Raw genomic sequence first — 21998 nt, 5'->3', positions numbered from 1 at the left:
AGACAATGGAAGAACTGGTCGGTATCCGCTGGCACCGTCTGATCACCCGGCTGGCCAACGACGAACATGCCCAGGCCGCGGTCACGCTGGCCGACGAGCAGACTCGCCTGGCGATCGTCCTGCGCGCCCTGGGTGGCGATCCGGGACTGCGCGTGGCGCCGGCCACCGCACGCGAGATCAAGGCCCGCCGGCACTGGCTGCAGCGCATCGCCGGCACCGGACGCCGCCATCCCATGGCCTGGAGGGATCAGGAAAGCGTGCGGGTTCCCGAGCGCATCGCACTGTTTCCTGAGGCCTCTCTCAATCGTGACCTCTACTTGTGGCTGGTCGCCCTTGCCAGCCGTGACCGCCTCGTCACCCAGGCCGACTGGTTCGTCGATAACCAGCGCCTGGTCGGCGAGACGCTTGCCGCCCTTCCCGGTTTGCAACCGCTGTACCGACGTCTCGTCGAGGCCCTGCTGGCGCAGCGTCCCGCGCCCGCCACACTGGGCGGCGCCGAAGGCCGGCGTGAGCGGATGATTCAGGATGCTCTGCGGGTGCCCGGCTGTCGCGATGGCCTGCCTGACGCCCCGGGCGAACCGCAGCCGGTACCGTTGTGGCTGTATCCATGTCCCGATATCGGCCCGGCCCCTACTCCTGAGGAGCGTGATCCAGGCAAGGCTTGCGGTGCGCCCGGCCATCGCCTGCAGGCGGCGCATTCACGCAAACAGGCCGAATACGTCGAGGATGTCGACGGCCGTGACGGCCTACTCATCTTCCGGCTGGAGAGTCTGTTTTCCTGGTCCGAGTACGTCCCGGTGGACCGCACCACCGATGACAGCGAGGACGAGGACGCGGCGAAAATTGCCGAGGACCTCGATCGTATCAGCCTGGCACGACGCGCGACGGCCCCCGCCTCGCGGCTGCGCCTCGATCTCGACCTGCCCGCCAGCGCCGAAGACGACATTCCCCTCGGAGAAGGCCGCTTGCTGCCGGAGTGGGACTGGCGTCGCAACGTGCTGCGCGAGCGCCATTGCCGAGTGATTCCCATGCTCTCGCGCGACGCCGCTCCCGCTCCGCTGCCCGCGCGCTTGCAACCCACGGCCGCCCAGTTGCGCAAACGCTTCGAGGCGCTGCGTCCCGAACGGCAGTGGAGCAATCGTCAACCCCAGGGCCGCGAGGTGGACATCGCCGCCTGCATTCGCTTTCAAGCCGAGCGCCAGCGTGGCCAGGCGCCTGCCGACGCCCGACTATGGCGGGACCTGGATATGCGTCATCGCGATCTGGCCTGCCTGGTGCTGGCGGATCTTTCGCTATCGACGGATGCCTGGGTGAACGACGATGGCCAGGTCATCGATGTGGTCCGCGACAGTCTGCAGTTGCTGGGTGAATCCCTCGACGCCGGTCACGACCGCTTCGCCTTCTATGGCTTTTCATCGAAGCGTCGTCACCATGTGCGTTTCAACATGATCAAGAACTTCGCCGAGCCCTGGAACGACACGGTACGCGGACGCATCCAGGCGCTGGAGCCAGGCTATTACACCCGCATGGGGGCGGCCATCCGCCAAGCTACCGAGGTGCTGGCTCAGCAGCCTGCCGGCCAGCGGCTTCTGCTGCTGCTCACCGACGGCAAGCCCAACGATCTGGATCTCTACGAGGGCCGTTACGGCGTCGAGGATACTCGCCACGCGCTGGTCGAGGCACGCCAGGCGGGAGTGGAGCCATTCTGCGTCACCATCGACCAGGACGCCGCCGACTATCTGCCATATCTCTTCGGCCGCCAGCGCTTCGTGCTGCTGCGTCAGCCGGAGCAACTGCCCGAGTTGCTGCCCCGGCTCTACCTGCTGCTCACCGGAGGGCCGTCATGAAGATGCTCCAGGCCTGCTCGCCGCCAAGCGAGCCCGTTACCGCACCGTACCGCCACCTCCCCGGCGACTTGGCCATGTGGTTCTTTATCCTCGTGGAACTGGCGGTCTTCGGCCTGCTGCTGATCGGCCTGGTCGTGGCACGTAGCCACGAACCGGAAATCTTCGCGGCGGGTGCGCGCACGCTACATACCACGTTCGGGCTGATCAATACGCTGATTCTGCTGACCGGCAGCTACTGTGTCGCACGTGCCGTGACAGCGATTCGGGCCGGATCCCTGCCAACCTGCACCCACTGGCTATGGGCAGGTGCGGCCAGCGGCGTCGCCTACGTCGCGATCAAGCTCACCGAATATGGCGGCCTGATCGAAGCAGGCTACACCCTGCGCAGCAGCACGTTCTACTTCTTCTATTTCTTCGTCACCTTCTTCCATCTGATGCATGTGGTGCTGGGCATGATCATCCTCCTCGCCGTGGCCCGGCGTTGCCGGCATGACACGTATCGCGAGGATCCCGCCCGCGGCGTGGGCGCCGTGGAAAGCGGCGCCAGCTACTGGCACATGGTGGATCTGGTCTGGCTGGTGCTGTTCCCGATCGTTTACGTACTCATGTGAGGCCGTCATGAAACCGCTGACCTGGATGTGGATCGTGCTGCTGGAGCTGACCGTGCTGTCCTGGACGCTTGGCCACCGCCTGCAAGCTGCCTGGCTACCCATTCTGGTACTGGGTCTGACCGCGCTCAAGGGACAGATCATCATCGACGGGTTCATGGAACTGGCCCACGCCCCGCGCCTGTTTCGCTACTTCGTCAGCGGATGGCTGATGTTCGTCCTGGCCATCATTGCCGCACTGGAAATTCTGGCATGACGGCCCAGGCATTCCGCCCATCCAGACGGATGAGCGGACAATGCCAACGAGAATGTCCGGTGGCTCTCACCGGTAAACAACATGAAGCAAGGAGAAAACCATGAAGAGACTACTGACCCTCGCCGCGCTGACACTGGCCATGACCGGTGTCGCCCATGCTGCAGGCGATCCTGCTGCCGGGGAATCCAAGATCGGCGTCTGCGTCGCCTGTCACGGCAAGGACGGCCAAGCCGTGGCTCCCATGTACCCCAACCTCGCCGGGCAGAATGCTCTCTATCTGCAGAACGCCCTCACCGCCTATCGCGAGGGACAGCGTCAGGGCGGCAACGCGGCAATCATGGCGCCGCAGGCCATGAGCCTGTCCGACCAGGACATCGCCGACATCGCCGCCTACTTCAGCCAGTTGACGCCGTAACCGGAACCACGCAAAAGCCCGCCTCTTCTCGGCGGGCTTCGCTTTCAACCTGAGCCCGCCTGACGGCGGGTTCTTTTACAGGGCCTCTGACCGCAATAGAAAGAAGGCTAACAGGACAGGCGAGCGATCAGTTGTCCGACATCCGCGGTGACCGCCTGGATGTCCTCTTCGCGATACCGGCGACCATGATGCTTGCGATAGCCCATGTCGTAGAGTTTCACGTGCTCGGATAGTGGCTGGTCGATCTGTTCGAGGCAGGATTGCACGCAGTGCAGGGGGCAACCGTCGATGCCGATGACAGGTCGCCCGGAACGGGCGATCTTGATCAGCGCCTCGACGCCACCCCCGACTCCGGCAATGCACGACATCTGCGCGGTGCCGGCATGATCGAGGCGCACCGCCACCTCATTGGCGAGCTGGGCGACATCGGAACAGCCCGAGCAGGAATAGACCAGAGGACGCTGATTGCGCTTCATTGATGTTCTCCTATGCCGTGAATATCTTCACCACCGCTTGCGATTGGAGCCATGCTTTTGAACCGAGCCGCTTGCCAGACCGCTCGGTCCCTTGCAGAACGGCTTCTACAGGCCGGCTTCTCTACAGGACGGTGCGGCTCTACAGGACGGTGCGGGCGAAGGGAACGAAGTCATACTCCCACCCCTCCCGGACCTCCCGATCGGCGGGAATCACCAGGTAGCCTTCAGCACGGGTCAGCACCGACAGCATCGCCGAACCTTGTCCGCCGGCCAGATGCGCCACGCCCTGCCTGAGCGTTACCCGCAGCACCTCCTCGCGGGCACGCAGTGGACGCGAGAAGCCAGCGACCACGGGGAAGCTCAGCGGCATCGACGCACGCCGTCCCTGACAACGGCGCAGATAGGGACGTGCCAGACGCTGCCAGGTCACCAGCGAGGCCACCGGATTGCCCGGCAGTCCCAGCAGCGGTGTCCCGCCGACCCAGCCGAAGGCAAAGGGTTTGCCGGGTTTCATCGCCACGCCATGAAAATGCAAGCCGCCCAGAGACTCGACAGCGTTGCGTACATGGTCCTCCTCACCCACCGAGACGCCGCCGGTGGTAATGATCGCGTCGGCTTCGGCCTGGGCCCGCTGCAGCGCGGCACAGGCCGCCTCGAACGTGTCTTCGACCACACCGAGGTCGATCAGCTCGATACCTTCGTCGGCGAGTTCCGCGCCCAGCACCACCCGGTTGCTGTTATACAGCTGCCCCGGCTGCAGCGGCTGACCGGGTTCGACCAGCTCGTCGCCGGTAGACAGCAACGCGACGCGTAAGCGACGTACCACCTCGACCTGCGCCAGTCCCTGGCTGGCAAGCACGCCCAGCGCCGCACTGTCCAGCCAGGTGCCGCGCTCCAGCAGGGACTCGCCACGGCGCAGTTCCTCGCCACGCCGGCGAATATGGCTGCCGGGCGTGACGGGATCGAGGAAACGCACCCGGCCATCCTGCAGCACTTCACAGCGCTCCTGGGGGACCACGCAGTCCGCCCCCTGGGGGATCGGCGCACCGGTGAAGATTCGCGCGCAACGCCCCGCCGGCAGCGGGGCAGGCGCCGCTCCGGCAGGAATACGCTGGCCGACCGGCAGGCTGTCGCGCGCGACTTCCAGATCGCCGCTGCGGAGTGCATAGCCATCCATCGCGCTGTTGTCCCAGCCGGGAATATCCAGTACCGCCTGGATATCCTGGGCCAGGATGCGCCCGCGAGCCTGCACCAGATCGACCTTCTCGCTCTCATTCAGCGGCCGGGCCCGTTCGAGCAGCAGCGCCAGAGCCTGTTCGACACCGAGAAGACCGTGGGCATGCGCGTCGCAGCTCATACGCGTCCCCACGGTTCGGACTGGGAAACTTCTGGCTGACGACTGGTACAGCAGGCGGCGTCCGGCATCACCATGGCAACGAAGTTGCACGGTCGCGTGCGCGCATCGAGCTGGGCGGCGAGCACGCCATCCCAGGCGGTGGCGCAGGCCTTGGGTGATCCCGGCATGGCGAAGATCAGGGTACGGTTGGCCACCCCGCCCACTGCCCGCGACTGAATCGTCGAGGTGCCGATGGTGTCGAGGGAAAGCTGGCGGAACAGCTCGCCGAAGCCCTCGATGGCCTTGTCGAACAGCGGGGTGAGCGCCTCGGGAGTGTTGTCGCGCGGCGTGAAACCGGTCCCCCCGTTGACCAGAATCACCTGGACGTCATCGCGGGCGATCCAGGCGGAAACCACCGCGCGGATACGATAGATATCGTCGGGTACGATCCGCCGATCCTCCAGGCGGTGACCGGCCTGCTCGAGCCGCGCACTGAGCAGGTCACCGCTGCCATCGCGGTCGAAGCCGCGAGTGTCGGAGACGGTGAGCACCGCCATATTGAGCGGTACAAACGCCGCGTCGCTGGATACATGGGCCATGGCTGTTTCCTCCGCTTGTCTTCCTGAACGATGCTTATTGCATCAGCGCACCGGCGCTCTCCTCGTCGAGCGCGATGCCTTCGACACCATAGCGCTCCGCCAGGGCCAGCAGATAGTGGCGCAGAGCGCGGCGTGACGCCTGCTCGCGCAGCGTGTGGCGGACCCGGTCGGCGACCTGATCGTAGTCCAGCGGCTCGCCCTCGATACGTCGATCGATGGATACCAGATGCCAGCCATAGCGCGAAGCCAGCGGGCGATCGTGCAGGCCTTCCGGCAGGCGGCGCAGCGCCCGGTCCAGTTCGTCCACGGTCTGTCCCGGTGCCAGACGCCCCAGTTGGCCGCCCTGCTCTCGCGACGGACACGCCGAGTAGCGTTGGGCGAACTCGTCGAAGCGATACGGTGCTTTCTGCAACGCCTCGAGCAGCTCCTCGCCCTGTCGGAGTTGAGCATCCCGCGCTTGCGAATCATCGGGCGCGGCGGCCAGCAGGATATGGCGTACCTCGAGAATGACCGGCGTCTGAAAGCGCTCGGGATTGGCGTCGAAGAAACGCCGGCAGGCGGCCTCCTCGGGCTCCGGGACCTCCAGTTCGCTGTCGAGCATTCCGGCCAGGTCGGCTTCCTCAGCGGCAGCGTCTGCATCCCTCTCGGACGCCAACCCCAGCTCGACGCTGCGCTGGCGAAGCAGCTCCTGGATCACCAGGGCACGCGCTGCCTGCAACTGGGCCTCGGCAAGGGTTTCGGCCGGGTAGTACTGCATCTCGCTGGCGATGGTCTGCTCGTCGATGGCGGTCTCGCCGACCCGGATGACGGGGGCGCTGACGCGCCCCGGCAGTTGTTCGATTTCGATCTTTTGCATGACATCCCCCAGGGGGAACTGAAACGGTAGATAAGCAAAGCTGATTGAGCGCAATCCGCGTTATGCGCGGCGGCGCACGATCTGGTAACGCCGTCCCATGTACCCCACCGGTGCGCTCCATACGTGCACCAGACGGGTGAAGGGGAAGACCAGGATGATGGTCAGCCCGAGCAGGATATGCAGCTTGTAGATCAGACCGATCTCCGCCAGGTGTTCAGCGGCTCCGCCCTTGAAGAACACCACGGACTGGGCCCACTCGGCGAGCATCAGCATGGCACCACCGTCGAGATGGCCCAGGGCGGGAATGATGGTCAAAAGCCCCAGGCTGACCTGAGCCACCAACATCGCCAGAATCAGGATATCGGCGCGGCTGGAGGTGGCGCGTACGCGCGGGTTGGTCAGCCGACGATGCAGCAGCATGGCGCCGCCGGTCAGGCACATCACCCCGGCAGTGCCTCCGACGATGATGGCGATGATCTGCTTGGTACCGGCACTGATAAAGGGGGCATAGACCCAGTGCGGCGTGAGCAGGCCCACCAGATGGCCGAAGAAGATCACCAGAATGCCGATATGGAACAGGTTGCTGCCCAGACGCATCTGATGCTTGGAGAGCATCTGGCTGGAGCCGGTCTTCCAGGTGTACTGGCCGTGATCGAAGCGCAGCAGCGCACCGGCCAGGAACACCGTGCCCGCCACATAGGGATAGAGACCGAACAGCAGTTCATTGAGGTAGTTCATGACGGGGCTCCTGAATTAATGACCCGAGGCCGCATTGGTGGCTGGCGGCACGATACGTAGCGGCACATCGGCCTGAAACTGGCGCTTGAGTTCCGCCTGGCGACGCCCGGTGGCGGACTGCAGGGCGCAATCCTCGTCGGACTTGGCATGAAAGCGCACCGCTTCTTCCTCCCACACCGCATCGAGTGCGGCGGGCGTATCGTCACGGGCCTCCTTCTGCACCGCCTCGGCATGCTCACCGACGATCTCTTCGGCACCGATCATCGCCAACAGCGACTCGGGCACCAGGGCATAGGCGGACTCCCGCTCCTTGAGGCGCGCGGCGAGCAGCGCCAGGATGTGTGCCACGTCGCCCAGCTGGCGAGCGATCTCGCCCCCCTCTCGAGTAGAGAGGTATTCCAGGAACACCGGCAGATAATCGGGCAGTTCGCGGGCTTCGAGCTCGAAGCCCGCGGCACGGTACTGATCGAGCAGATCGACCATCGCCTGGCCGCGGTCGCGCGACTCGCCATGCACATGCTCGAACAGCAACAGCGAGGTCGAACGCCCCTTGTCGAACAGCGCCACGTAGTCGGCCTGCAGATCGAGCAGATCGGCATTGGCAATCTGCGTGATCCATGACTTGATGGCGAAGCGCTGCCGGCGGCTCAGGTGTTCCTCGGCATCGATAGCCTCGAGCATCTCGCCCGCGGCCTGTTTCAGTTCGGCCGTGGGGTAGTCCAGCAGGCGCGCCAGGACACGTAGACTACGCATTGTGCTCCTCCTCCGGTTCGGCCTGCTTGGATGAATAGGCCGGCTTCGGCTGGTGATACTTGACTCCGGAGTCGGTCATCACCAGCGGCATGGCGTGCTCCTCTTCCGGATCGTGATGCTCGACGGCCGGCTTGACCAAAGTGCTGGTGTGCTTGCGTCCGCCGAACAGGCTGATTTCGCTTTCGCCGCCATGACAGCCGTTGCCGAACGAGAAACCGCAGCCGCCACGCTCGGGGAAGGCCTCGCGGGCCTGCTCGCGGTGACTGGTGGGCACCACGAAGCGATCCTCATAGTTGGCGATGGCCAGATAGCGGTACATTTCCTCGATCTGCGCCTCGGTGAGCCCCACTTCGGCGAGTACGTCGGCGGCTTTGCGCCCCTCGACCTGCTGAGCACGCTTGTAGACACGCATCGCCATCAGGCGCTTGAGTGCCCGCACCACGGGCTCCTCTTCACCGGCGGTGAGCAGGTTGGCAAGATACTTCACCGGAATGCGCAGTGACTCGATGTCGGGCAGCACGCCGTCGCTTTCCAGATGGCCGGCTTCGGCGGCGGTCTGAATCGGTGACAGCGGCGGCACGTACCACACCATGGGCAGCGTGCGGTATTCGGGATGCAGCGGCAGAGCCAGCTGCCAGTCCATCGCCAGCTTGTAGACCGGCGACGCCTGTGCGGCCTTGATCACGTTTTCGGTCACACCGTCGCGGCGCGCCTGGGCGATGACTTCCGGATCGTTGGGGTCGAGGAAAATCTCGCACTGGCGATGGTAGAGGTCGCGCTCGTCGGGAGACGATGCCACTTCCTGAATGCGGTCGGCATCGTAGAGCAGCACACCCAGATAACGGATGCGGCCCACGCAGGTCTCGGAACACACCGTCGGCTGCCCGGACTCGATGCGCGGATAGCAGAAGATGCACTTTTCGGACTTGCCGGTTTTCCAGTTGTAGTAGATCTTCTTGTACGGACAGCCGGAGATGCACATGCGCCAGCCGCGGCACTTGTCCTGATCGATCAGCACGATGCCGTCCTCCTCGCGCTTGTAGATCGCACCACTCGGGCACGACGCCACGCACGCCGGGTTGAGACAGTGCTCGCACAGTCGCGGCAGGTACATCATGAAGGTGTTCTCGAACTGACCGTAGATATCGGCCTGAACCTTGTCGAAATTCTTGTCCTTGCGGCGCTTGGCGAATTCGGTGCCGAGAATCTCCTCCCAGTTGGGACCCCACTCGATCTTGTTCATGCGCTGACCGGTGATGGCGCTGCGCGGACGTGCGACCGGCTGGTGCTGGCTCTTGCCGGCCTTGTGGAGATGCTGGTAATCGAAGTTGAACGGCTCGTAGTAGTCATCGATTTCCGGCAGGTCGGGGTTGGCGAACAGCTTGGCCAGCACCCGGAAGCGTCCGCCGATGCGTGGCTCGATCCGGCCGTCCTTGCGACGCATCCAGCCACCTTTCCACTTGGCCTGATTCTCCCACTCTTTGGGATAGCCGATGCCCGGTTTGGTCTCGACGTTGTTGAACCAGGCGTACTCCACGCCCTCGCGGCTGGTCCAGACATTCTTGCAGGTCACCGAGCAGGTATGGCAGCCGATGCACTTGTCGAGGTTGAGGACCATGCCCACTTGCGAGCGGATCTTCATGTCACGATCTCCTGTACGTATCATTGCCTTCAACCAGTCGCATGCGGTGCATCGAGGGCCAGGCGGTTTTCGCGCCTGATCAGGCCGCCACAGGATGTCTCCCTAGACCTGGTGAAGCGTCTTCGGGAGTCACTTTGGGTCTTTTGCGCCGACGCTTTTTTGATACAGGTCAAACCCCTCCCAGTGCCTACAGGCGCCTGGGGCCGTCCTATGTCGTTGGGGGTAATCGTGTATTGGTAGGCAGGCAGTTGATTGAATATGGATTTTTGTAGATCCCTATTCCTTTAGACGTATATCGGGTAGCACCAAGGTTATTTGGGGGTAGGAGTCTCAGCTCGTCGGCAACGGCAGGGTTGCCCAGGGCGATGCCTAGCCGCCGTCGACAAGCCCTCGTTTACAACTGCAAGGAGTCTCGAAATGCCACAACGCCCCGTATTCGCGCTACTGCTGATCAGCCTACTGGTCTGGACCGCATCGATCGCCGCCGCCTCGGCCGCCGATCCGGCCAATCCGCTGATCACCGACCGGGGTCTGTTCCGTCCCTTGGTTCTGGTGACGCCCGATGCCGATAATGCCGCTTACCAACGCATGCGCGAACAGCTCCGCCGACGCCAGGACGACCTCCGCCAACGCCAGATGGTGCTTTACAGCGTCGAGGCCGGCAGCGGTCAGCGCACCGGCCAGGCGATGACACCGTTCGAGACCCGTGCGCTGCTCAAGGCCCTCGGCATCGATCCGCAGGGGCCAATGACCGTGATACTCATCGGCATGGATGGGGGCAAGAAAATGCAGCTTGAAGGTTACGTTGACCCGCAGCAGGTCTTCGATATCGTCGACAACATGCCACGCCGCACTGCCGGGCCCACTCAGCCCTCCCGTTCCGCGGGAGCAGGCACCGCCTCTCAGGACATCCGATGAACGGAACGGCCCCGGACACCTCGGCGAATCGCCAGCCAACGCCATGGCTGATCCTGATGCCGGCATTCTTCGTGCTGCTGTGGAGTACCGGCTTTATCGGCGCCAAGTACGGACTGCCCTATGCCGAGCCGTTCACCTTCCTGTTCATCCGCTTCGCGCTCACCTTGCTGGTCCTGCTGCCATTGATGCGGTGGTTCAGAGCCCCCTGGCCCGCCTCGCCGAGGCTCTGGGGCCACGTCGCGGTCACCGGCGTGCTGGTCCACGCCACCTATCTGGGCGGCGTGTTCTACGCCATCGACCTCGGACTACCGGCGGGCCTGGCCTCGCTGCTCGTCGGATTGCAACCGCTGCTGACCGCCGCGCTGGCGCTGCCGTTACTCGGCGAGCGTCTGTCGCGCTGGCAGTGGCTGGGGTTGGGATTGGGGCTGGTCGGTATCACGCTGGTGCTGAGCGGCAAGCTCGCCCCGGGCGACGGCGGCCTGTTCGAGGGTTTCGGTCTAGGCGCGCTGGCCTGCGTGTTCGCGGCGCTACTGGCCATCTCCACCGGTACCCTGTACCAGAAACGCTTTTGCACCGACATGCCGCTGCTGGGCGGCAGTGTGGTGCAGTATCTCGCCGCCAGCGTCGTCCTCGGGCTGGGGGCGCTCTTGCTGGAAACCCGCCAGATCCTGTGGACGCCCCCCTTCGTCGCCGCCCTGGTCTGGCTGGTCATCGGCCTGTCGGTAGCGGCGATCCTGCTGCTGATGGCATTGATCCGGCGCGGCGGCGCCTCGCGAGTCGCCAGCCTGTTCTATCTGGTACCGCCGCTGACGGCCCTGGAAGCGTGGTGGCTGTTCGATGAGACTCTCGGTCCCGTTGCGCTGACCGGCATGGCCGTGACTATCAGCGGCGTGGTGATGGTGGCGCGTGGCGGCCGGGCCGCGAGGACAAGCGCCTCCAGGCCAGGCAAGCAGTGAAGAGGACATCGCCCGCATCGCCTTGTACGGCGAGCCTGTTCCGGTGCCTTTCAAGCCCGCCGCATCTCGGCCGATAGAAAGGCAATACCGTCTCGATCGAGAGGGCTACCACTGGATATCAGGAAACGCGACATGACCCACTGCGCAAGAGTGAACGATCACTGCGGACGCTGTGACGGCGAGTTGCCGTTCGAGTTCACCATGGCGTTCCAGCCCATCGTCGACGTCGAGCAGGCAATGATCATCGCCTACGAAGCTCTGGTGCGCGGTCCCGAGGGGCAGTCTGCCTACAGCGTGCTCAACCAGGTCGACGACCAGCTACTGTATCGTTTCGATCAGGCCTGTCGCGTCAGAGCCATTGAGCTGGCAAGCGCACTCGCCATGCAGACGACCCTGTCGATCAATTTCCTGCCCAATGCAGTCTACGAACCTACCGCCTGTATCCAGGCCACTCTGGAAGCCTCGCGACGCTGCGGCTGGCCCCTCTCGCGAATCAACTTCGAGATTACCGAGTCCGAGGCAGTGCGCGACCGCAGTCATTTGCGCGACATCATCGATACCTATCACGGTTTGGGTTTTTCTACCGCTCTGGATGATTTCGGCGCCGGCTACGCCAATCTCGATCTGCTCACCGAACTGACGCCGGATACCCTGAAGCTCGATCGGCAGCTGATCCAGAACGTACATATTGATCCCAGCCGGCAGTCAATCGTGCGCGCCGTGGCAGGCATGGCCGAAGAGTTGGATATCCAATTGGTCGCCGAGGGCGTGGAACTGGCCGAGGAGGCTCGCTGGCTGCTGCATCACGGCATTCATCGCCAGCAGGGCTTCTTTTTCGCCCGCCCCGGACTGGAGACGTTGCCGGTAGTCGCCCCGGCACGTTTTGCCGAGGTTCGGGAATGATTCATCGCCCACTGGGTTCCTCAACTCCAGCGAAGCCGTCTCGATCACCGTGAACCCAGACGCATGTCTTATACAGTAATCAGGGTGCGGCTCCTGCCGCACCCTGCAATCGTCATGATTACTGCTGTTGCACGTCGGTCTGAGCCTCTCCGGAGCGCTCGACCTGCACTTCCGGCTGGCTCTTCCCCTCCACCGACACGTCGGGCTGGCCCTGTTGCACGTCGACCTCGGGGTCGGGCTGGCTTACCTGAACGTCCGGCTTGGGCTGCTCGACATTCACGTTCGGCTTCTGCTGCTCGACGGTAACCTCTGGAGGATTCTGCTCCACCTGGATTTGGGCAGGTTTCTCTTTCACGACGATTTTAGCGCCCTGTTGCTGTTGTTCGTCCTGCGCCAGGACACTTCCCGAGATACCCGCACACAAGACACCTACGGCAACGGCTATTGCTGTCCTTTTCATAACAACCTCCTTGAATCGATTCTGACTTAATGGGCAAGCCCTGTAAGCTTCACATCGTTAATCACTATTACACCACCGTGTAATACTCCACCGCCTGCTTGAAGCGGACATGATGTGAAGCCGACTTACCCCATCCTTGCTTGATCGGCTGGCATAGACAGAGCCATGCCTGAAAACCGCCATGTATCGGCGAGATCATGATGACCCAACAGAACGTCAATTACTGGCTTTGGGCAGCTTCACTCAGAGTCTGATCACCCTCCAGCTCACGATAATCGCTTTCGTTGTAACTGTCGGCAGACTGCTTGATTTCGTCTTCGCCACGGTTGGTTTGCATGACCAATTGGTCATTTTCTAGCTGCATCTCTTCCAGTGGAAGCGCGATCTCTTCTCCGCCAATGCCCCAGAAGCCACCGACAGTGACGATGCCGTACAGCCGATTATTCTGGGTGTGCTGGGCGATACGATCGATGTCGCCAATCTCCTGGCCATTTTGATTGACAACTGCTTTACCCTCTAGATCACTTGCCTGCATGGACATCAAGGAACTTGCCCCTGATTGTTGCTGGCCTTGCTGGTTCTGTTGCTGCTGATCATCGGGTCGCTCCACGTCAACCTGAGCTTCGCCAGCTTTCTCGATTTCCACTTCCGGCTGCCCCTGCTGCTGTACCGACACGTTGGGCTCGGCCTGTTGCACTTCCACATCGGGCTTGGGCTGGGTTATTTCAACTTCCGGCTTGGGCTGCTCAACGGTGACATCGGGCTTCTGTTTCTCGACAGTGACATCCGGTGCCTGAGTCTGGACGTCAACGTCGGCCGGCTCTTCATCCACGGTGACTTGAGAGCCCTGCTGCTGAGAAGACTGCTGTTGCTGAGAGGTCTGCTGCTGTCCTTGCTGAGCCTGCTGGCTTCCCGTTCTTTCGACTACGATCAGAAATTCATCCACGTCCAGCCGGTCATCGCCGTTGGCGTCTGCTTGATTAAAGGTATCTTCATCCAGATTTACCGCTGTCCTGGCTTCTTCCTGACTCAAGAAACCATTGTTATCCCTATCTGCATCGGAGAACTGCTGTTCTTGCTGCTGCGCCAAGGCACCTCCCGCAAGACCGGCGCAGAGCGCACTGATAGCAACGGTTAGGGCTGTCCTTTTCATAAAACCTCCTTAGTTAGCGTGCACTACCTAAGCTAGACCATGAGAAGAATTTTGCGAAACGCGTTAGCCGCTAACAGGCTTACCTATATACTATTCTTTACCGAATGTTCTCAAACACCTCTCATGCAACACAAAAGTTTTAAATACAAATAAAAGCTTACCTTTACGATTATTAAGTTAAGTAGAATTAAGCGTTGCGGTTAAATCCTTTAAACTCCGCTTCGCTTAATCAAGGACCAAACATAACACTGCTGCACTTCTGTACGCAGCCGATCTCGCCACTGGCGGTCCTGACTTGCGTAGCCGGAAACCGGTGCGTCGCACGGCTTCCCGCTCCGGCATGAGGGAGGCTCCATAAGCCGAGTTCTGCAAAGCAATCGCCCCGCTGCTGCGGGGCGATTGTGTCATGCCTGACGAGAAACGGGACGGAATCAGCTCTCAACCTTCTCCTGCACGCTGTCGTTACCTTCGCCGTCCAGCCAATCGACGTGGTGCATCTTGCGCACCACGACGAATTCGTCACGGTTGGAGCCCACGGTCCCGTAGTAGTTGAAGCTATAGGACAGTTGAGCGTAGCCACCGATCATGTGGGTCGGCTTGGGGCACACGCGAGTCACGGAATTGTGAATGCCGCCACGGGTGCCGGTGACTTCGGAGCCCGGCACGTTCACGATGCGCTCCTGGGCGTGGTACATCATCGCCATGCCGTTCTTGACCCGCTGACTGACCACCGCCCTTGCCGCCACTGCGCCGTTCGAGTTGTAGAGCTCGATCCAGTCGTTGTCCTCCACGCCGATGGCGCGAGCGTCGTCCTCGGATAGCCAGACGATCGGGCCACCACGCGACAGCGTCTGCATCAGGAGATTGTCGCTGTAGGTCGAGTGGATGCCCCACTTCTGGTGCGGAGTGATCCAGTTCAGCGCAATTTCCGGATTACCGTTGCTCTTCGGTGCCTTGAAGCCGCTCATCGCCTTGGTGTTGATCGGCGGACGATAGGTCAGAAGACTCTCGCCGAACGCGCGCATCCAGGCGTGGTCCTGATAGAACTGCTGACGGCCGGTCACGGTACGCCACGGAATCAATTCATGGACGTTGGTATAGCAGGCGTTGTATGACACGTGCTCGTCCTCGAGGCCTGACCAGGTCGGGCTCGAGATGATCTTGCGCGGCTGGGCGACGATGTCGCGGAAGCGGATCTTCTCCTCCTGCTTGGGCAAGGCCAGATGCGCATGCTCGCGTCCGGTGATCTTCGACAGCGCGTTCCACGCCTTGACCGCCACTTGGCCGTTGGTCTCCGGCGCAAGCGTCAGGATCATCTCGGCGGCATCGATGGCCGTCTCGATGCGCGGGCGGCCCTGGGCCGGACCGTCAGCCTTGCGCTGGTTGAGCTTACCGAGCAGCTCGACCTCGGCAGCGGTCTCCCAGCCGATCCCCTTGCCACCGTTGCCCAGAGTGTCGAGCAGCGGACCCACCGAGGTGAAGCGCTCATAGGTCGCCGGGTAGTCGCGATTGACCGCGATCAGGTGCGGCATGGTCTTGCCGGGCAGCGGCTCGCACTCGCCCTTCTTCCAGTCCAGCACCTCGGGCTGGGCGAGTTCCGCGGCGGAGTCGTGCTGCATCGGCAGTGTGACCAGGTCGGTCTCCTCCCCCAGATGCCCCACGCATACCCGCGAGAACGCCTTGGCAATGCCCTTGTAGATATCCCAGTCGCTGCGCGACTCCCAAGCCGGATCGGTGGCCGCGGTCAGCGGATGGATGAACGGGTGCATGTCCGAAGTGTTGAGATCGTCCTTCTCGTACCAGGTCGCGGTGGGCAGTACCACGTCGGAGTACAGGCAGGTGGTGGACATGCGGAAGTCCAGCGTCACCAGCAGGTCGACCTTGCCCTCCGGCGCCTTGTCGTGCCAGACCACCTCTTCGGGCAGCGGCCCGCCCATCTCGCCGAGATCCTTGCCCTGCAGCCCATGCTGGGTTCCCAGCAGGTACTTGAGCATATACTCGTGCCCCTTGCCGGAGGAGCCAAGCAGGTTGGAGCGCCATACGAACAGGTTGCGCGGGAAATTCTGCGGACTGTCGGGATTCTCGGCAGCGAAGCGCAGCTTGCCGCTCTTCAACTGATCGACCACGTAGTCGGCGGTATCCTGCCCGGCGGCCTTGGCGGCGGCAGCCAGACGCAGCGGGTTGGTGTCGAGCTGCGGCGCGGAAGGCAGCCAACCCATGCGCTCGGCGCGCACGTTGAAGTCGAGCAGGCTGCCGGTGAACTTCTCGGGACGCGCCAGCGGCGAGAGCAGCTCCTTGATCTCGAGCTTCTCGTAGCGCCACTGGCTGGAGTGGTTGTAGAAGAACGAGGTGCCGTTCATGTGGCGCGGCGGACGCTGCCAGTCGAGGCCGAAGGCCAGCGGGGTCCAGCCGGTCTGCGGGCGCAGCTTCTCCTGGCCGACATAGTGCGCCCAGCCACCGCCGCTCTGGCCGATGCAACCGCACAGAATCAGCATATTGATCAGGCCGCGGTAGCTCATGTCCATGTGGTACCAGTGGTTGAGACCGGCCCCCACGATGATCATCGAGCGGCCGCGGGTCTTGTCGGCGTTGTCGCCGAACTCGCGGGCAAGGCGGATCGCCTGCTCAGCGGGCACGCCGGTAATCGCTTCCTGCCAGGCCGGAGTGTAGGGCTTGATCTGGTCGTAAGCGGTGGCACCGTCATCCTCGCCCTCGGCGCCCAGGCCGCGGTCGATGCCGTAGTTGGCGACCATCAGGTCGAACACGGTCACCGCCAGGATTTCCCGGCCATCCGCCAGCGTCAGGCGCTTGGCCGGCAACTGGTGGTAAAGCACGTCGTTGCCTTCGACGTGGCTGAAGTGCTCGTGAGCGATGCCGCCGAAATAGGGGAAGCCGACCTTGGCGACGCTGTCGTGGCTATCGACCAGCGATAGCTGCAAGGAGACTTCGTTGCCCTCGGCATCGAGCGGTTCGAGGTTCCAGCGGCCTTCGCCCGCGTCTTCCTCGCCCCAGCGGAAACCGATCGAGCCGCGCGGCACTACCAGGCGGTTGCTGGCTTCATCCCAGGCCACGGTCTTCCACTCGGGGTTGTTGTCCTGGCCCAGGTTGGCGTCGAAGTCGCTGGCACGCAGTTGCTTGCCGGGGGCGAAACTGCCGTCTTCACGGGCTTCGAGCTCGACCAGAAACGGCATGTCGGTGTAGCGACGCACATAGTCGGTGAAGTAGGCGCTGGGCTTGTCGAGGTGGAATTCCTTGAGAATCACGTGACCCATGGCCATGGCCAGCGCCGCGTCGGTACCCTGCTTGGGACTCAGCCACTCGTCGCACAGCTTGGCGACCTCGGCGTAATCGGGGGTGATCGCCACCGTCTTGGTGCCCTTGTAGCGCACCTCGGTGAAGAAGTGAGCGTCAGGCGTGCGCGTCTGCGGAACGTTGGAACCCCAGGCGATGATGTAGTTGGAGTTGTACCAGTCAGCCGATTCCGGCACGTCGGTCTGCTCGCCCCAGGTCATCGGTGAGGCCGGCGGCAGGTCGCAGTACCAGTCGTAGAACGACAGGCACACCCCGCCGATCAGCGACAGATAGCGGGCGCCGGCAGCATAGGAGACCATCGACATCGCAGGAATCGGTGAGAAACCCATGACGCGGTCGGGGCCGTACTGCTTGGCGGTGTAGACATTGGACGCGGCGATCAGCGTCTCGAGCTCTTCCCAGTTGGCGCGCACGAAACCGCCCATGCCGCGGGCCTTCTTGTACTGCGCGGTCTTGGCCGGGTCTTCGACGATCGATGCCCATGCATCGACCGGATCGCCGTGTTGGGTAAGCGCCTCGCGCCACAGCTGGACCAGCGTCCGACGTACCAGCGGATACTTGAGGCGGTTGGCACTGTAGAGATACCAGGAGTAGCTCGCCCCGCGCGGGCAGCCACGCGGCTCGTGGTTGGGCAGGTCCGGGCGGGTACGGGGATAGTCGGTCTGCTGGGTTTCCCAGGTCACCAGACCGTTCTTGACGTAGATCTTCCAGCTGCACGAACCGGTGCAATTGACACCATGGGTGGAGCGCACGATCTTGTCATGCTGCCAGCGGGCGCGATAGCCGTCTTCCCAGTCGCGGGACTCTTCACGCGTCTCGCCGTGGCCGTCGGCGAATGCCGGACGCGCCTTGCCCAGGTACTGCAGTCGATCGAGAAAATGGCTCATGGGATGTTCCTCCTCTGCGACGCGTCGACTGGATGCCGGAGCCCGGTCTGCGCCATACCACCAATAAAATCGTCGGCGCGAAGCTCGGGCGGCGACTTGCGTGCCGTGTTCTCCCGATGGCCCCTTGGGCGCCTGTTCAGGAGGCCACTTTGCGACCTGTACGCCAGGGGTTTTTTGATACAGGTCAAGGCCGTTTCCCGGCACCGGACAGTGCAGCTGGTTGCTATGCCAACGGAGATAGCCCCCGGGCCACTTCTATCCCATGAATAATGATGGACTTTCTCTGATCCACTACTCCTTTGTAGGTATAAATGAAGGCGGCGGGATTATTTGTAGGTAGACGGTGATTCTCGAGCGCTCAGGGGGCGCTGCGCCAAGACATTGGCGTAGCGAAGCGAACTCACCGAAAAGATACCCGACGGCCCCGTTTCGCATAGGCAACAGGCAGGAGAAGGCAAGGCGGGATAACCAGGAGACAAGTGTGGAAAGCTGGCCATGCCTGGCACGGCCAGCAGGGTTCATTTGCGTGGCGGGGGATTGTCCGGATCGGTGATGTCCTCAATCCAGGTCAGCGCGGCGGCGGCATTCGGCAGGCCCAAGGTGGGAATCGATAGCAGCGCCACCTGCCGCAGCTCTTCGGGGCTGATGGATTCCGACAGGCCGCGTCGCGTATGCGAGTGAACCGCACCCTCGGAGCGTGCGCCGATGGCGAGCGCGAGCTTGACCAGGCGACAGGTACGTTCATCCAGCGGGCCGGCTTCGGCACAGGCCTCGCCTAGTGCCGCGAAAGCCTCCCAGACATCGGGATAATGCCTGGCCACTTCGCTTGCACCGGAAGGGAGCTGCTTGTGGGGCATGTTCAGACCTCCTCTGTTGAAAACAGAATAGCCAATAGCAATAGGCTGCAGATCCGCTCTAGAGCCAGGTCTAGAGTCCGATCCAGAGCGATCAGCGTCTAAAGCATAGCGCCCAAGCCGTTGATAGCAGAATCCTCGAGTCGCCACAGGAGCATACTGCCCCTTTGAGCGTCTCGGATCGCCAATACCCAAACCTGGCGGTACTGAAGCCGATGCGGCCGTGGTGCGTCTAGCTCACGCTTTCTTCTACGGCTCATATCTACCACAATAAGATTAGGTCGACCTTATGGAGGGATTTATGCTGAGCCCCATTGCAACCTCCCGGCGTGCCCGCCTCAGCGAAACGCACTGCCAAAGCTGCAATTTAAGTTCGCTGTGCCTGCCACTGTCCTTGGCGAACGAGGACATGAGCCAGTTCGACGCCATCATTCGCCGTCGGGCTCCGTTGAAGAAAGGCGAAGCCCTGTTTCGTCAGGGCACGCCTTTTACCAGTGTGTTCGCCGTGCGCTCAGGTAGCCTCAAACAGATCGCCACCGACAATACCGGAGAGGTGCAGCTCACAAATTTTTATCTGCCTAGCGAGCTGGTGGGACTCGATGGTATCGATGAACAGACCTATCTGGGTACGGTCACGGCGCTGGAAACCACTTCGGTCTGCGAGATTCCCTTTGATCGCCTGGACACGCTCTCCGAGCGGTTTCCTCAACTGCGCAGACAATTGTATCGCAGCATGAGCAAGGAGATGCGTGACGATCGCCAGATGATGCGCTTGTTGTCACATAAAACTGCCGACGAACGTCTCGCCAACTTCCTGCTCGCGCTCTCGCTGCGCTTCAGACGTCGCGGTTATTCGCCCTACAGCTTTCGTCTGACGATGTCGCGTGCCGATATAGGAAGCTATCTGGGCTTGGCGGTAGAAACGGTCAGCCGGGTTATCAACCGTTTCCAGCAACAGGGGCAACTTTCCGTTCAGGGGCGCGAAATACATATTCTCGACATGCAGGCACTATCGGCCTTGGCCAAGGGCGAAACCTGTCAGTGATCAAGTTCATCATCGGTAGAGCCCGGAGCCGAACCACTTTATTCCGGCAAGTCCAAGTATGATATAGCTCATGATAAACATATTCTGTACTGCATTTGCGTCCTTGTTCTTTTACTTTTATATCAACAAATATTTTAAAACACCTTTATCGAGGATCTCCTGTCACTCACGGCACAAGACGTTGTAAAGACTTCGACTCGATACTGAAAGACCCATCCACTGAAGGCAATTGACAGGCAACTGACAGGCCATCCAACTTGTTGAAATACGCCTCAGGCCAGGTTTTATAGAATATCGACAGCGTAAATCAGCCAAGGCAAAAGCTGCAAGAAGCGCGGTTTTCGAATTGCAAACAGGCTTTTAGGTAGGTCCTGAATGCGGCATGGCCAGTGTGCAGTCAATTTTGAACAAGGCCCGGATAAGGCTCATCCAGGAGAAGCTTCCATGTCCATGCTCCAAGTCTCCATCTATCGCTACAACCCCGAAACCGACTCTGCCCCCTACATGCAGGAATTTCAGCTCGATACTCAAGGTCGTAACCTGATGATCCTGAACGTGCTCGAGCTGCTCAAGCAGCAGGACAGCACGCTTGCCTACCGGCGTAGTTGCCGTGAAGGCGTCTGCGGTTCGGATGGAATGAATATAAATGGCAAGAATGGCCTGGCCTGCATCACCGCGCTCTCTGATGTGGTCCGGAATAACCGACTTATCATTCGCCCCCTTCCCGGCTTGCCGGTCATGCGCGATCTAGTCGTCGATCTGGGGCTCTTCTATCGACAATACGAACGCATTCGGCCTTATCTGCAAAACGAGACTCTGCCGCCCGCCATTGAACGATTACAATCTCCCGAAGACCGTGACAAGCTCGACGGCCTTTACGAATGTATCCTTTGCGCTTGTTGTTCTACCCAGTGTCCCTCTTTCTGGTGGAATCCGGAAAAATACGTCGGGCCTGCCGGGCTGCTACAGGCTTATCGTTTCCTGGCCGATTCTCGGGATACCGCCACGCAGGAACGCCTCGCCCAGCTTGAAGACCCCTTTAGTCTGTTTCGCTGTCGAGGCATCTTGAACTGCGTCGCAGTATGTCCCAAGGGACTGAATCCACACCGGGCGATTGGCAAGATCCGGCATATGCTGGTGAGAAACGCTGTTTAAATAAGGCTTCAGGAAGCGAATGGCCTCGATATTATCTTGACGGATGACGTCGTTACGACGTCATCCGTCACGTCCACCTTTTCTCTTATATCCCAGGCGCAAACCGCATCACATGAACCTTATTGGAAGCTGATCGCATCCCCCTGACGATCGAAGGCCAGAAAGTTATCGATACTGCCCATCTGCAATGCTTCGACCATGCGCTGCAAAGGGCCCTCCGCCTCATCGCTGGTAGGCGGCTGGTAGCCATCGCCAGCCAGGGCGGCCACAAAAACGACATCCCAGTCGATGCCGGTACGCCGCGATTCATCGACCAGCGCCGCCATGTCGGTCAACTCTTCCGGCGTCTTGTCCACGCAGAGCACCGGCGTCAACACGCCGCCCTGTCCCTGCTCGAAGCGCTCGCGCTGCGCCCGGTCAGGGTTGTCAGGCAATTCGGCGCGAGTGAAGACGAAGAGCAGACGCTGGGGCTCGGGTTGCCGGCGCGCCTCGGCCAGCAGATCGGCATAATGGGCAATGCTCACGAATATTCCTCTCTAGCATGTCGGGGATCGGTCAGTTCAGCGCGGCAGTCGGTTCGTAATGGCGATGCTCATCCGGCACACCGAACTCCTCTAGCGCAATGTCGATAACGAGCATGAACGGCAACGGCCCGATGAAGTAGCAGCTAGGCGTTTCCCCTTGGGGCAGACGCATGTTAAACATCGAGCGGACGCGGGGATAACGCTCGAACTCAGCGGATAGAAGTTGCTGGCGATGGCTTCGGCGTGCTCCGCCACCACCGGCGCGGTCTGGTTGATCACTTCTCTGCCTGTCGTTGAGCTCGCTT

The 21998-nt window shown here is 61.8% G+C and carries 22 protein-coding genes; 9 read left to right on the top strand and 13 right to left on the bottom strand.

Annotated features, from left to right (window positions below; translation table 11 throughout):
* The first annotated feature begins 5 nt into the window (after positions 1–5).
* From ACYQ12_RS04555 to ACYQ12_RS04540, 4 genes are all read left to right on the top strand, one after another.
* A complete protein-coding gene (locus ACYQ12_RS04555) occupies positions 6–1847 on the top strand; it encodes a nitric oxide reductase activation protein NorD (protein ID WP_459868371.1) in 1842 nt (613 codons plus the stop codon).
* Positions 1844–2458 (top strand): cytochrome c oxidase subunit 3, encoded by a 615-nt coding sequence (locus ACYQ12_RS04550; protein WP_459868368.1) that lies wholly within the window; start codon positions 1844–1846, stop codon positions 2456–2458. Before ACYQ12_RS04555 ends, ACYQ12_RS04550 begins: the two co-directional genes overlap by 4 nt.
* Positions 2459–2465: 7 nt before the next feature.
* On the top strand, positions 2466–2711 hold the full coding sequence (locus ACYQ12_RS04545) for a cytochrome C oxidase subunit IV family protein (protein ID WP_459868365.1): 246 nt from the start codon (positions 2466–2468) through the stop codon (positions 2709–2711).
* A 100-nt stretch (positions 2712–2811) separates the two neighbouring features.
* The gene (locus tag ACYQ12_RS04540) at positions 2812–3126 is read left to right on the top strand and encodes a c-type cytochrome (RefSeq protein ID WP_459868362.1); all 315 of its coding nucleotides are present in this window, start codon (positions 2812–2814) and stop codon (positions 3124–3126) included.
* 107 nt (positions 3127–3233) lie between these two features.
* Here ACYQ12_RS04540 and ACYQ12_RS04535 read toward each other — a convergent pair whose 3' ends face one another.
* From ACYQ12_RS04535 to narH, 7 genes are all read right to left on the bottom strand, one after another.
* Entirely contained in the window at positions 3234–3602 is a 369-nt protein-coding gene (locus tag ACYQ12_RS04535) for a putative zinc-binding protein (protein ID WP_459868359.1), read from the bottom strand.
* A gap of 139 nt (positions 3603–3741) precedes the next feature.
* Positions 3742–4959, bottom strand: coding sequence for a molybdopterin molybdotransferase MoeA (locus ACYQ12_RS04530; RefSeq protein ID WP_459868356.1), 1218 nt, complete (start codon positions 4957–4959; stop codon positions 3742–3744).
* Positions 4956–5537, bottom strand: a complete 582-nt coding sequence (moaB, locus tag ACYQ12_RS04525; RefSeq protein WP_459868353.1) for a molybdenum cofactor biosynthesis protein B — start codon at positions 5535–5537, stop codon at positions 4956–4958. The genes ACYQ12_RS04530 and moaB overlap by 4 nt, the downstream gene beginning before the upstream one ends.
* 34 nt (positions 5538–5571) lie before the next feature.
* Complete coding sequence (locus ACYQ12_RS04520; protein ID WP_459868350.1) at positions 5572–6393, bottom strand: peptidylprolyl isomerase; 822 nt, start codon at positions 6391–6393, stop codon at positions 5572–5574.
* Between the two features lie 60 nt (positions 6394–6453).
* A complete protein-coding gene (gene narI / locus ACYQ12_RS04515; RefSeq protein ID WP_459868347.1) occupies positions 6454–7131 on the bottom strand; it encodes a respiratory nitrate reductase subunit gamma in 678 nt (225 codons plus the stop codon).
* A 15-nt stretch (positions 7132–7146) separates the two neighbouring features.
* Positions 7147–7884 carry a nitrate reductase molybdenum cofactor assembly chaperone gene (gene narJ, locus ACYQ12_RS04510; protein WP_459868344.1) on the bottom strand — a complete coding sequence of 246 codons (738 nt, stop codon included), beginning with the start codon at positions 7882–7884 and terminating at the stop codon, positions 7147–7149.
* Positions 7877–9526, bottom strand: coding sequence for a nitrate reductase subunit beta (gene narH / locus ACYQ12_RS04505; protein ID WP_459868341.1), 1650 nt, complete (start codon positions 9524–9526; stop codon positions 7877–7879). The genes narJ and narH overlap by 8 nt, the downstream gene beginning before the upstream one ends.
* Positions 9527–9943: 417 nt before the next feature.
* Between narH and ACYQ12_RS04500 the strand changes: the two genes are divergently transcribed.
* From ACYQ12_RS04500 to ACYQ12_RS04490, 3 genes are all read left to right on the top strand, one after another.
* On the top strand, positions 9944–10444 hold the full coding sequence (locus ACYQ12_RS04500) for a DUF4174 domain-containing protein (RefSeq protein WP_459868338.1): 501 nt from the start codon (positions 9944–9946) through the stop codon (positions 10442–10444).
* A complete protein-coding gene (locus tag ACYQ12_RS04495; RefSeq protein WP_459868335.1) occupies positions 10441–11400 on the top strand; it encodes a DMT family transporter in 960 nt (319 codons plus the stop codon). The genes ACYQ12_RS04500 and ACYQ12_RS04495 overlap by 4 nt, the downstream gene beginning before the upstream one ends.
* 132 nt (positions 11401–11532) lie before the next feature.
* Entirely contained in the window at positions 11533–12303 is a 771-nt protein-coding gene (locus tag ACYQ12_RS04490; RefSeq protein WP_459868332.1) for an EAL domain-containing protein, read from the top strand.
* Between the two features lie 118 nt (positions 12304–12421).
* On the opposite strand, the gene ACYQ12_RS04485 is transcribed toward ACYQ12_RS04490, so the two are convergent.
* From ACYQ12_RS04485 to ACYQ12_RS04470, 4 genes are all read right to left on the bottom strand, one after another.
* Positions 12422–12763: a DUF6470 family protein gene (locus ACYQ12_RS04485; protein ID WP_459868329.1), complete on the bottom strand. Its 342-nt coding sequence runs from the start codon at positions 12761–12763 to the stop codon at positions 12422–12424.
* Positions 12764–12983: 220 nt separating this feature from the next.
* On the bottom strand, positions 12984–13916 hold the full coding sequence (locus ACYQ12_RS04480; RefSeq protein ID WP_459868326.1) for a PRC-barrel domain-containing protein: 933 nt from the start codon (positions 13914–13916) through the stop codon (positions 12984–12986).
* Positions 13917–14347: 431 nt separating this feature from the next.
* On the bottom strand, positions 14348–18115 hold the full coding sequence (locus tag ACYQ12_RS04475) for a nitrate reductase subunit alpha (RefSeq protein ID WP_459868322.1): 3768 nt from the start codon (positions 18113–18115) through the stop codon (positions 14348–14350).
* Between the two features lie 518 nt (positions 18116–18633).
* Positions 18634–18972, bottom strand: a complete 339-nt coding sequence (locus ACYQ12_RS04470) for a carboxymuconolactone decarboxylase family protein (protein WP_459868319.1) — start codon at positions 18970–18972, stop codon at positions 18634–18636.
* 298 nt (positions 18973–19270) lie between these two features.
* On the opposite strand from ACYQ12_RS04470, the gene fnr reads away from it, so the two are divergent.
* Positions 19271–20014 carry a fumarate/nitrate reduction transcriptional regulator Fnr gene (gene fnr / locus ACYQ12_RS04465; protein WP_459868316.1) on the top strand — a complete coding sequence of 248 codons (744 nt, stop codon included), beginning with the start codon at positions 19271–19273 and terminating at the stop codon, positions 20012–20014.
* Positions 20015–20458: 444 nt separating this feature from the next.
* Entirely contained in the window at positions 20459–21169 is a 711-nt protein-coding gene (locus ACYQ12_RS04460; protein ID WP_459868313.1) for a succinate dehydrogenase iron-sulfur subunit, read from the top strand.
* A 119-nt stretch (positions 21170–21288) separates the two neighbouring features.
* On the opposite strand, the gene ACYQ12_RS04455 is transcribed toward ACYQ12_RS04460, so the two are convergent.
* Both ACYQ12_RS04455 and ACYQ12_RS04450 read right to left on the bottom strand, forming a co-directional pair.
* The gene (locus ACYQ12_RS04455; protein ID WP_459868310.1) at positions 21289–21693 is read right to left on the bottom strand and encodes a ribonucleotide reductase subunit alpha; all 405 of its coding nucleotides are present in this window, start codon (positions 21691–21693) and stop codon (positions 21289–21291) included.
* Between the two features lie 31 nt (positions 21694–21724).
* The gene (locus ACYQ12_RS04450; protein ID WP_459868308.1) at positions 21725–21865 is read right to left on the bottom strand and encodes a hypothetical protein; all 141 of its coding nucleotides are present in this window, start codon (positions 21863–21865) and stop codon (positions 21725–21727) included.
* Positions 21866–21998 lie beyond the last annotated feature (133 nt).

This window comes from Halomonas shantousis (assembly GCF_054654615.1).
This window is presented reverse-complemented; position numbering and strand designations above follow the sequence as displayed.

Bases quoted from the DNA above. Each gene is read 5' to 3' on its own strand.
- narH (WP_459868341.1), bottom strand. From the start codon at position 9,526: ATGAAGATCCGCTCGCAAGTGGGCATGGTCCTCAACCTCGACAAGTGC.
- ACYQ12_RS04490 (WP_459868332.1), top strand. From the start codon at position 11,533: ATGACCCACTGCGCAAGAGTGAACGATCACTGCGGACGCTGTGACGGC.
- ACYQ12_RS04470 (WP_459868319.1), bottom strand. From the start codon at position 18,972: ATGCCCCACAAGCAGCTCCCTTCCGGTGCAAGCGAAGTGGCCAGGCAT.
- ACYQ12_RS04540 (WP_459868362.1), top strand. From the start codon at position 2,812: ATGAAGAGACTACTGACCCTCGCCGCGCTGACACTGGCCATGACCGGT.
- narI (WP_459868347.1), bottom strand. From the start codon at position 7,131: ATGAACTACCTCAATGAACTGCTGTTCGGTCTCTATCCCTATGTGGCG.
- ACYQ12_RS04555 (WP_459868371.1), top strand. From the start codon at position 6: ATGGAAGAACTGGTCGGTATCCGCTGGCACCGTCTGATCACCCGGCTG.
- ACYQ12_RS04495 (WP_459868335.1), top strand. From the start codon at position 10,441: ATGAACGGAACGGCCCCGGACACCTCGGCGAATCGCCAGCCAACGCCA.
- ACYQ12_RS04480 (WP_459868326.1), bottom strand. From the start codon at position 13,916: ATGAAAAGGACAGCCCTAACCGTTGCTATCAGTGCGCTCTGCGCCGGT.
- ACYQ12_RS04520 (WP_459868350.1), bottom strand. From the start codon at position 6,393: ATGCAAAAGATCGAAATCGAACAACTGCCGGGGCGCGTCAGCGCCCCC.
- ACYQ12_RS04535 (WP_459868359.1), bottom strand. From the start codon at position 3,602: ATGAAGCGCAATCAGCGTCCTCTGGTCTATTCCTGCTCGGGCTGTTCC.
- fnr (WP_459868316.1), top strand. From the start codon at position 19,271: ATGCTGAGCCCCATTGCAACCTCCCGGCGTGCCCGCCTCAGCGAAACG.
- moaB (WP_459868353.1), bottom strand. From the start codon at position 5,537: ATGGCCCATGTATCCAGCGACGCGGCGTTTGTACCGCTCAATATGGCG.
- ACYQ12_RS04485 (WP_459868329.1), bottom strand. From the start codon at position 12,763: ATGAAAAGGACAGCAATAGCCGTTGCCGTAGGTGTCTTGTGTGCGGGT.
- narJ (WP_459868344.1), bottom strand. From the start codon at position 7,884: ATGCGTAGTCTACGTGTCCTGGCGCGCCTGCTGGACTACCCCACGGCC.
- ACYQ12_RS04545 (WP_459868365.1), top strand. From the start codon at position 2,466: ATGAAACCGCTGACCTGGATGTGGATCGTGCTGCTGGAGCTGACCGTG.
- ACYQ12_RS04450 (WP_459868308.1), bottom strand. From the start codon at position 21,865: ATGCGTCTGCCCCAAGGGGAAACGCCTAGCTGCTACTTCATCGGGCCG.
- ACYQ12_RS04550 (WP_459868368.1), top strand. From the start codon at position 1,844: ATGAAGATGCTCCAGGCCTGCTCGCCGCCAAGCGAGCCCGTTACCGCA.
- ACYQ12_RS04475 (WP_459868322.1), bottom strand. From the start codon at position 18,115: ATGAGCCATTTTCTCGATCGACTGCAGTACCTGGGCAAGGCGCGTCCG.
- ACYQ12_RS04500 (WP_459868338.1), top strand. From the start codon at position 9,944: ATGCCACAACGCCCCGTATTCGCGCTACTGCTGATCAGCCTACTGGTC.
- ACYQ12_RS04460 (WP_459868313.1), top strand. From the start codon at position 20,459: ATGTCCATGCTCCAAGTCTCCATCTATCGCTACAACCCCGAAACCGAC.
- ACYQ12_RS04530 (WP_459868356.1), bottom strand. From the start codon at position 4,959: ATGAGCTGCGACGCGCATGCCCACGGTCTTCTCGGTGTCGAACAGGCT.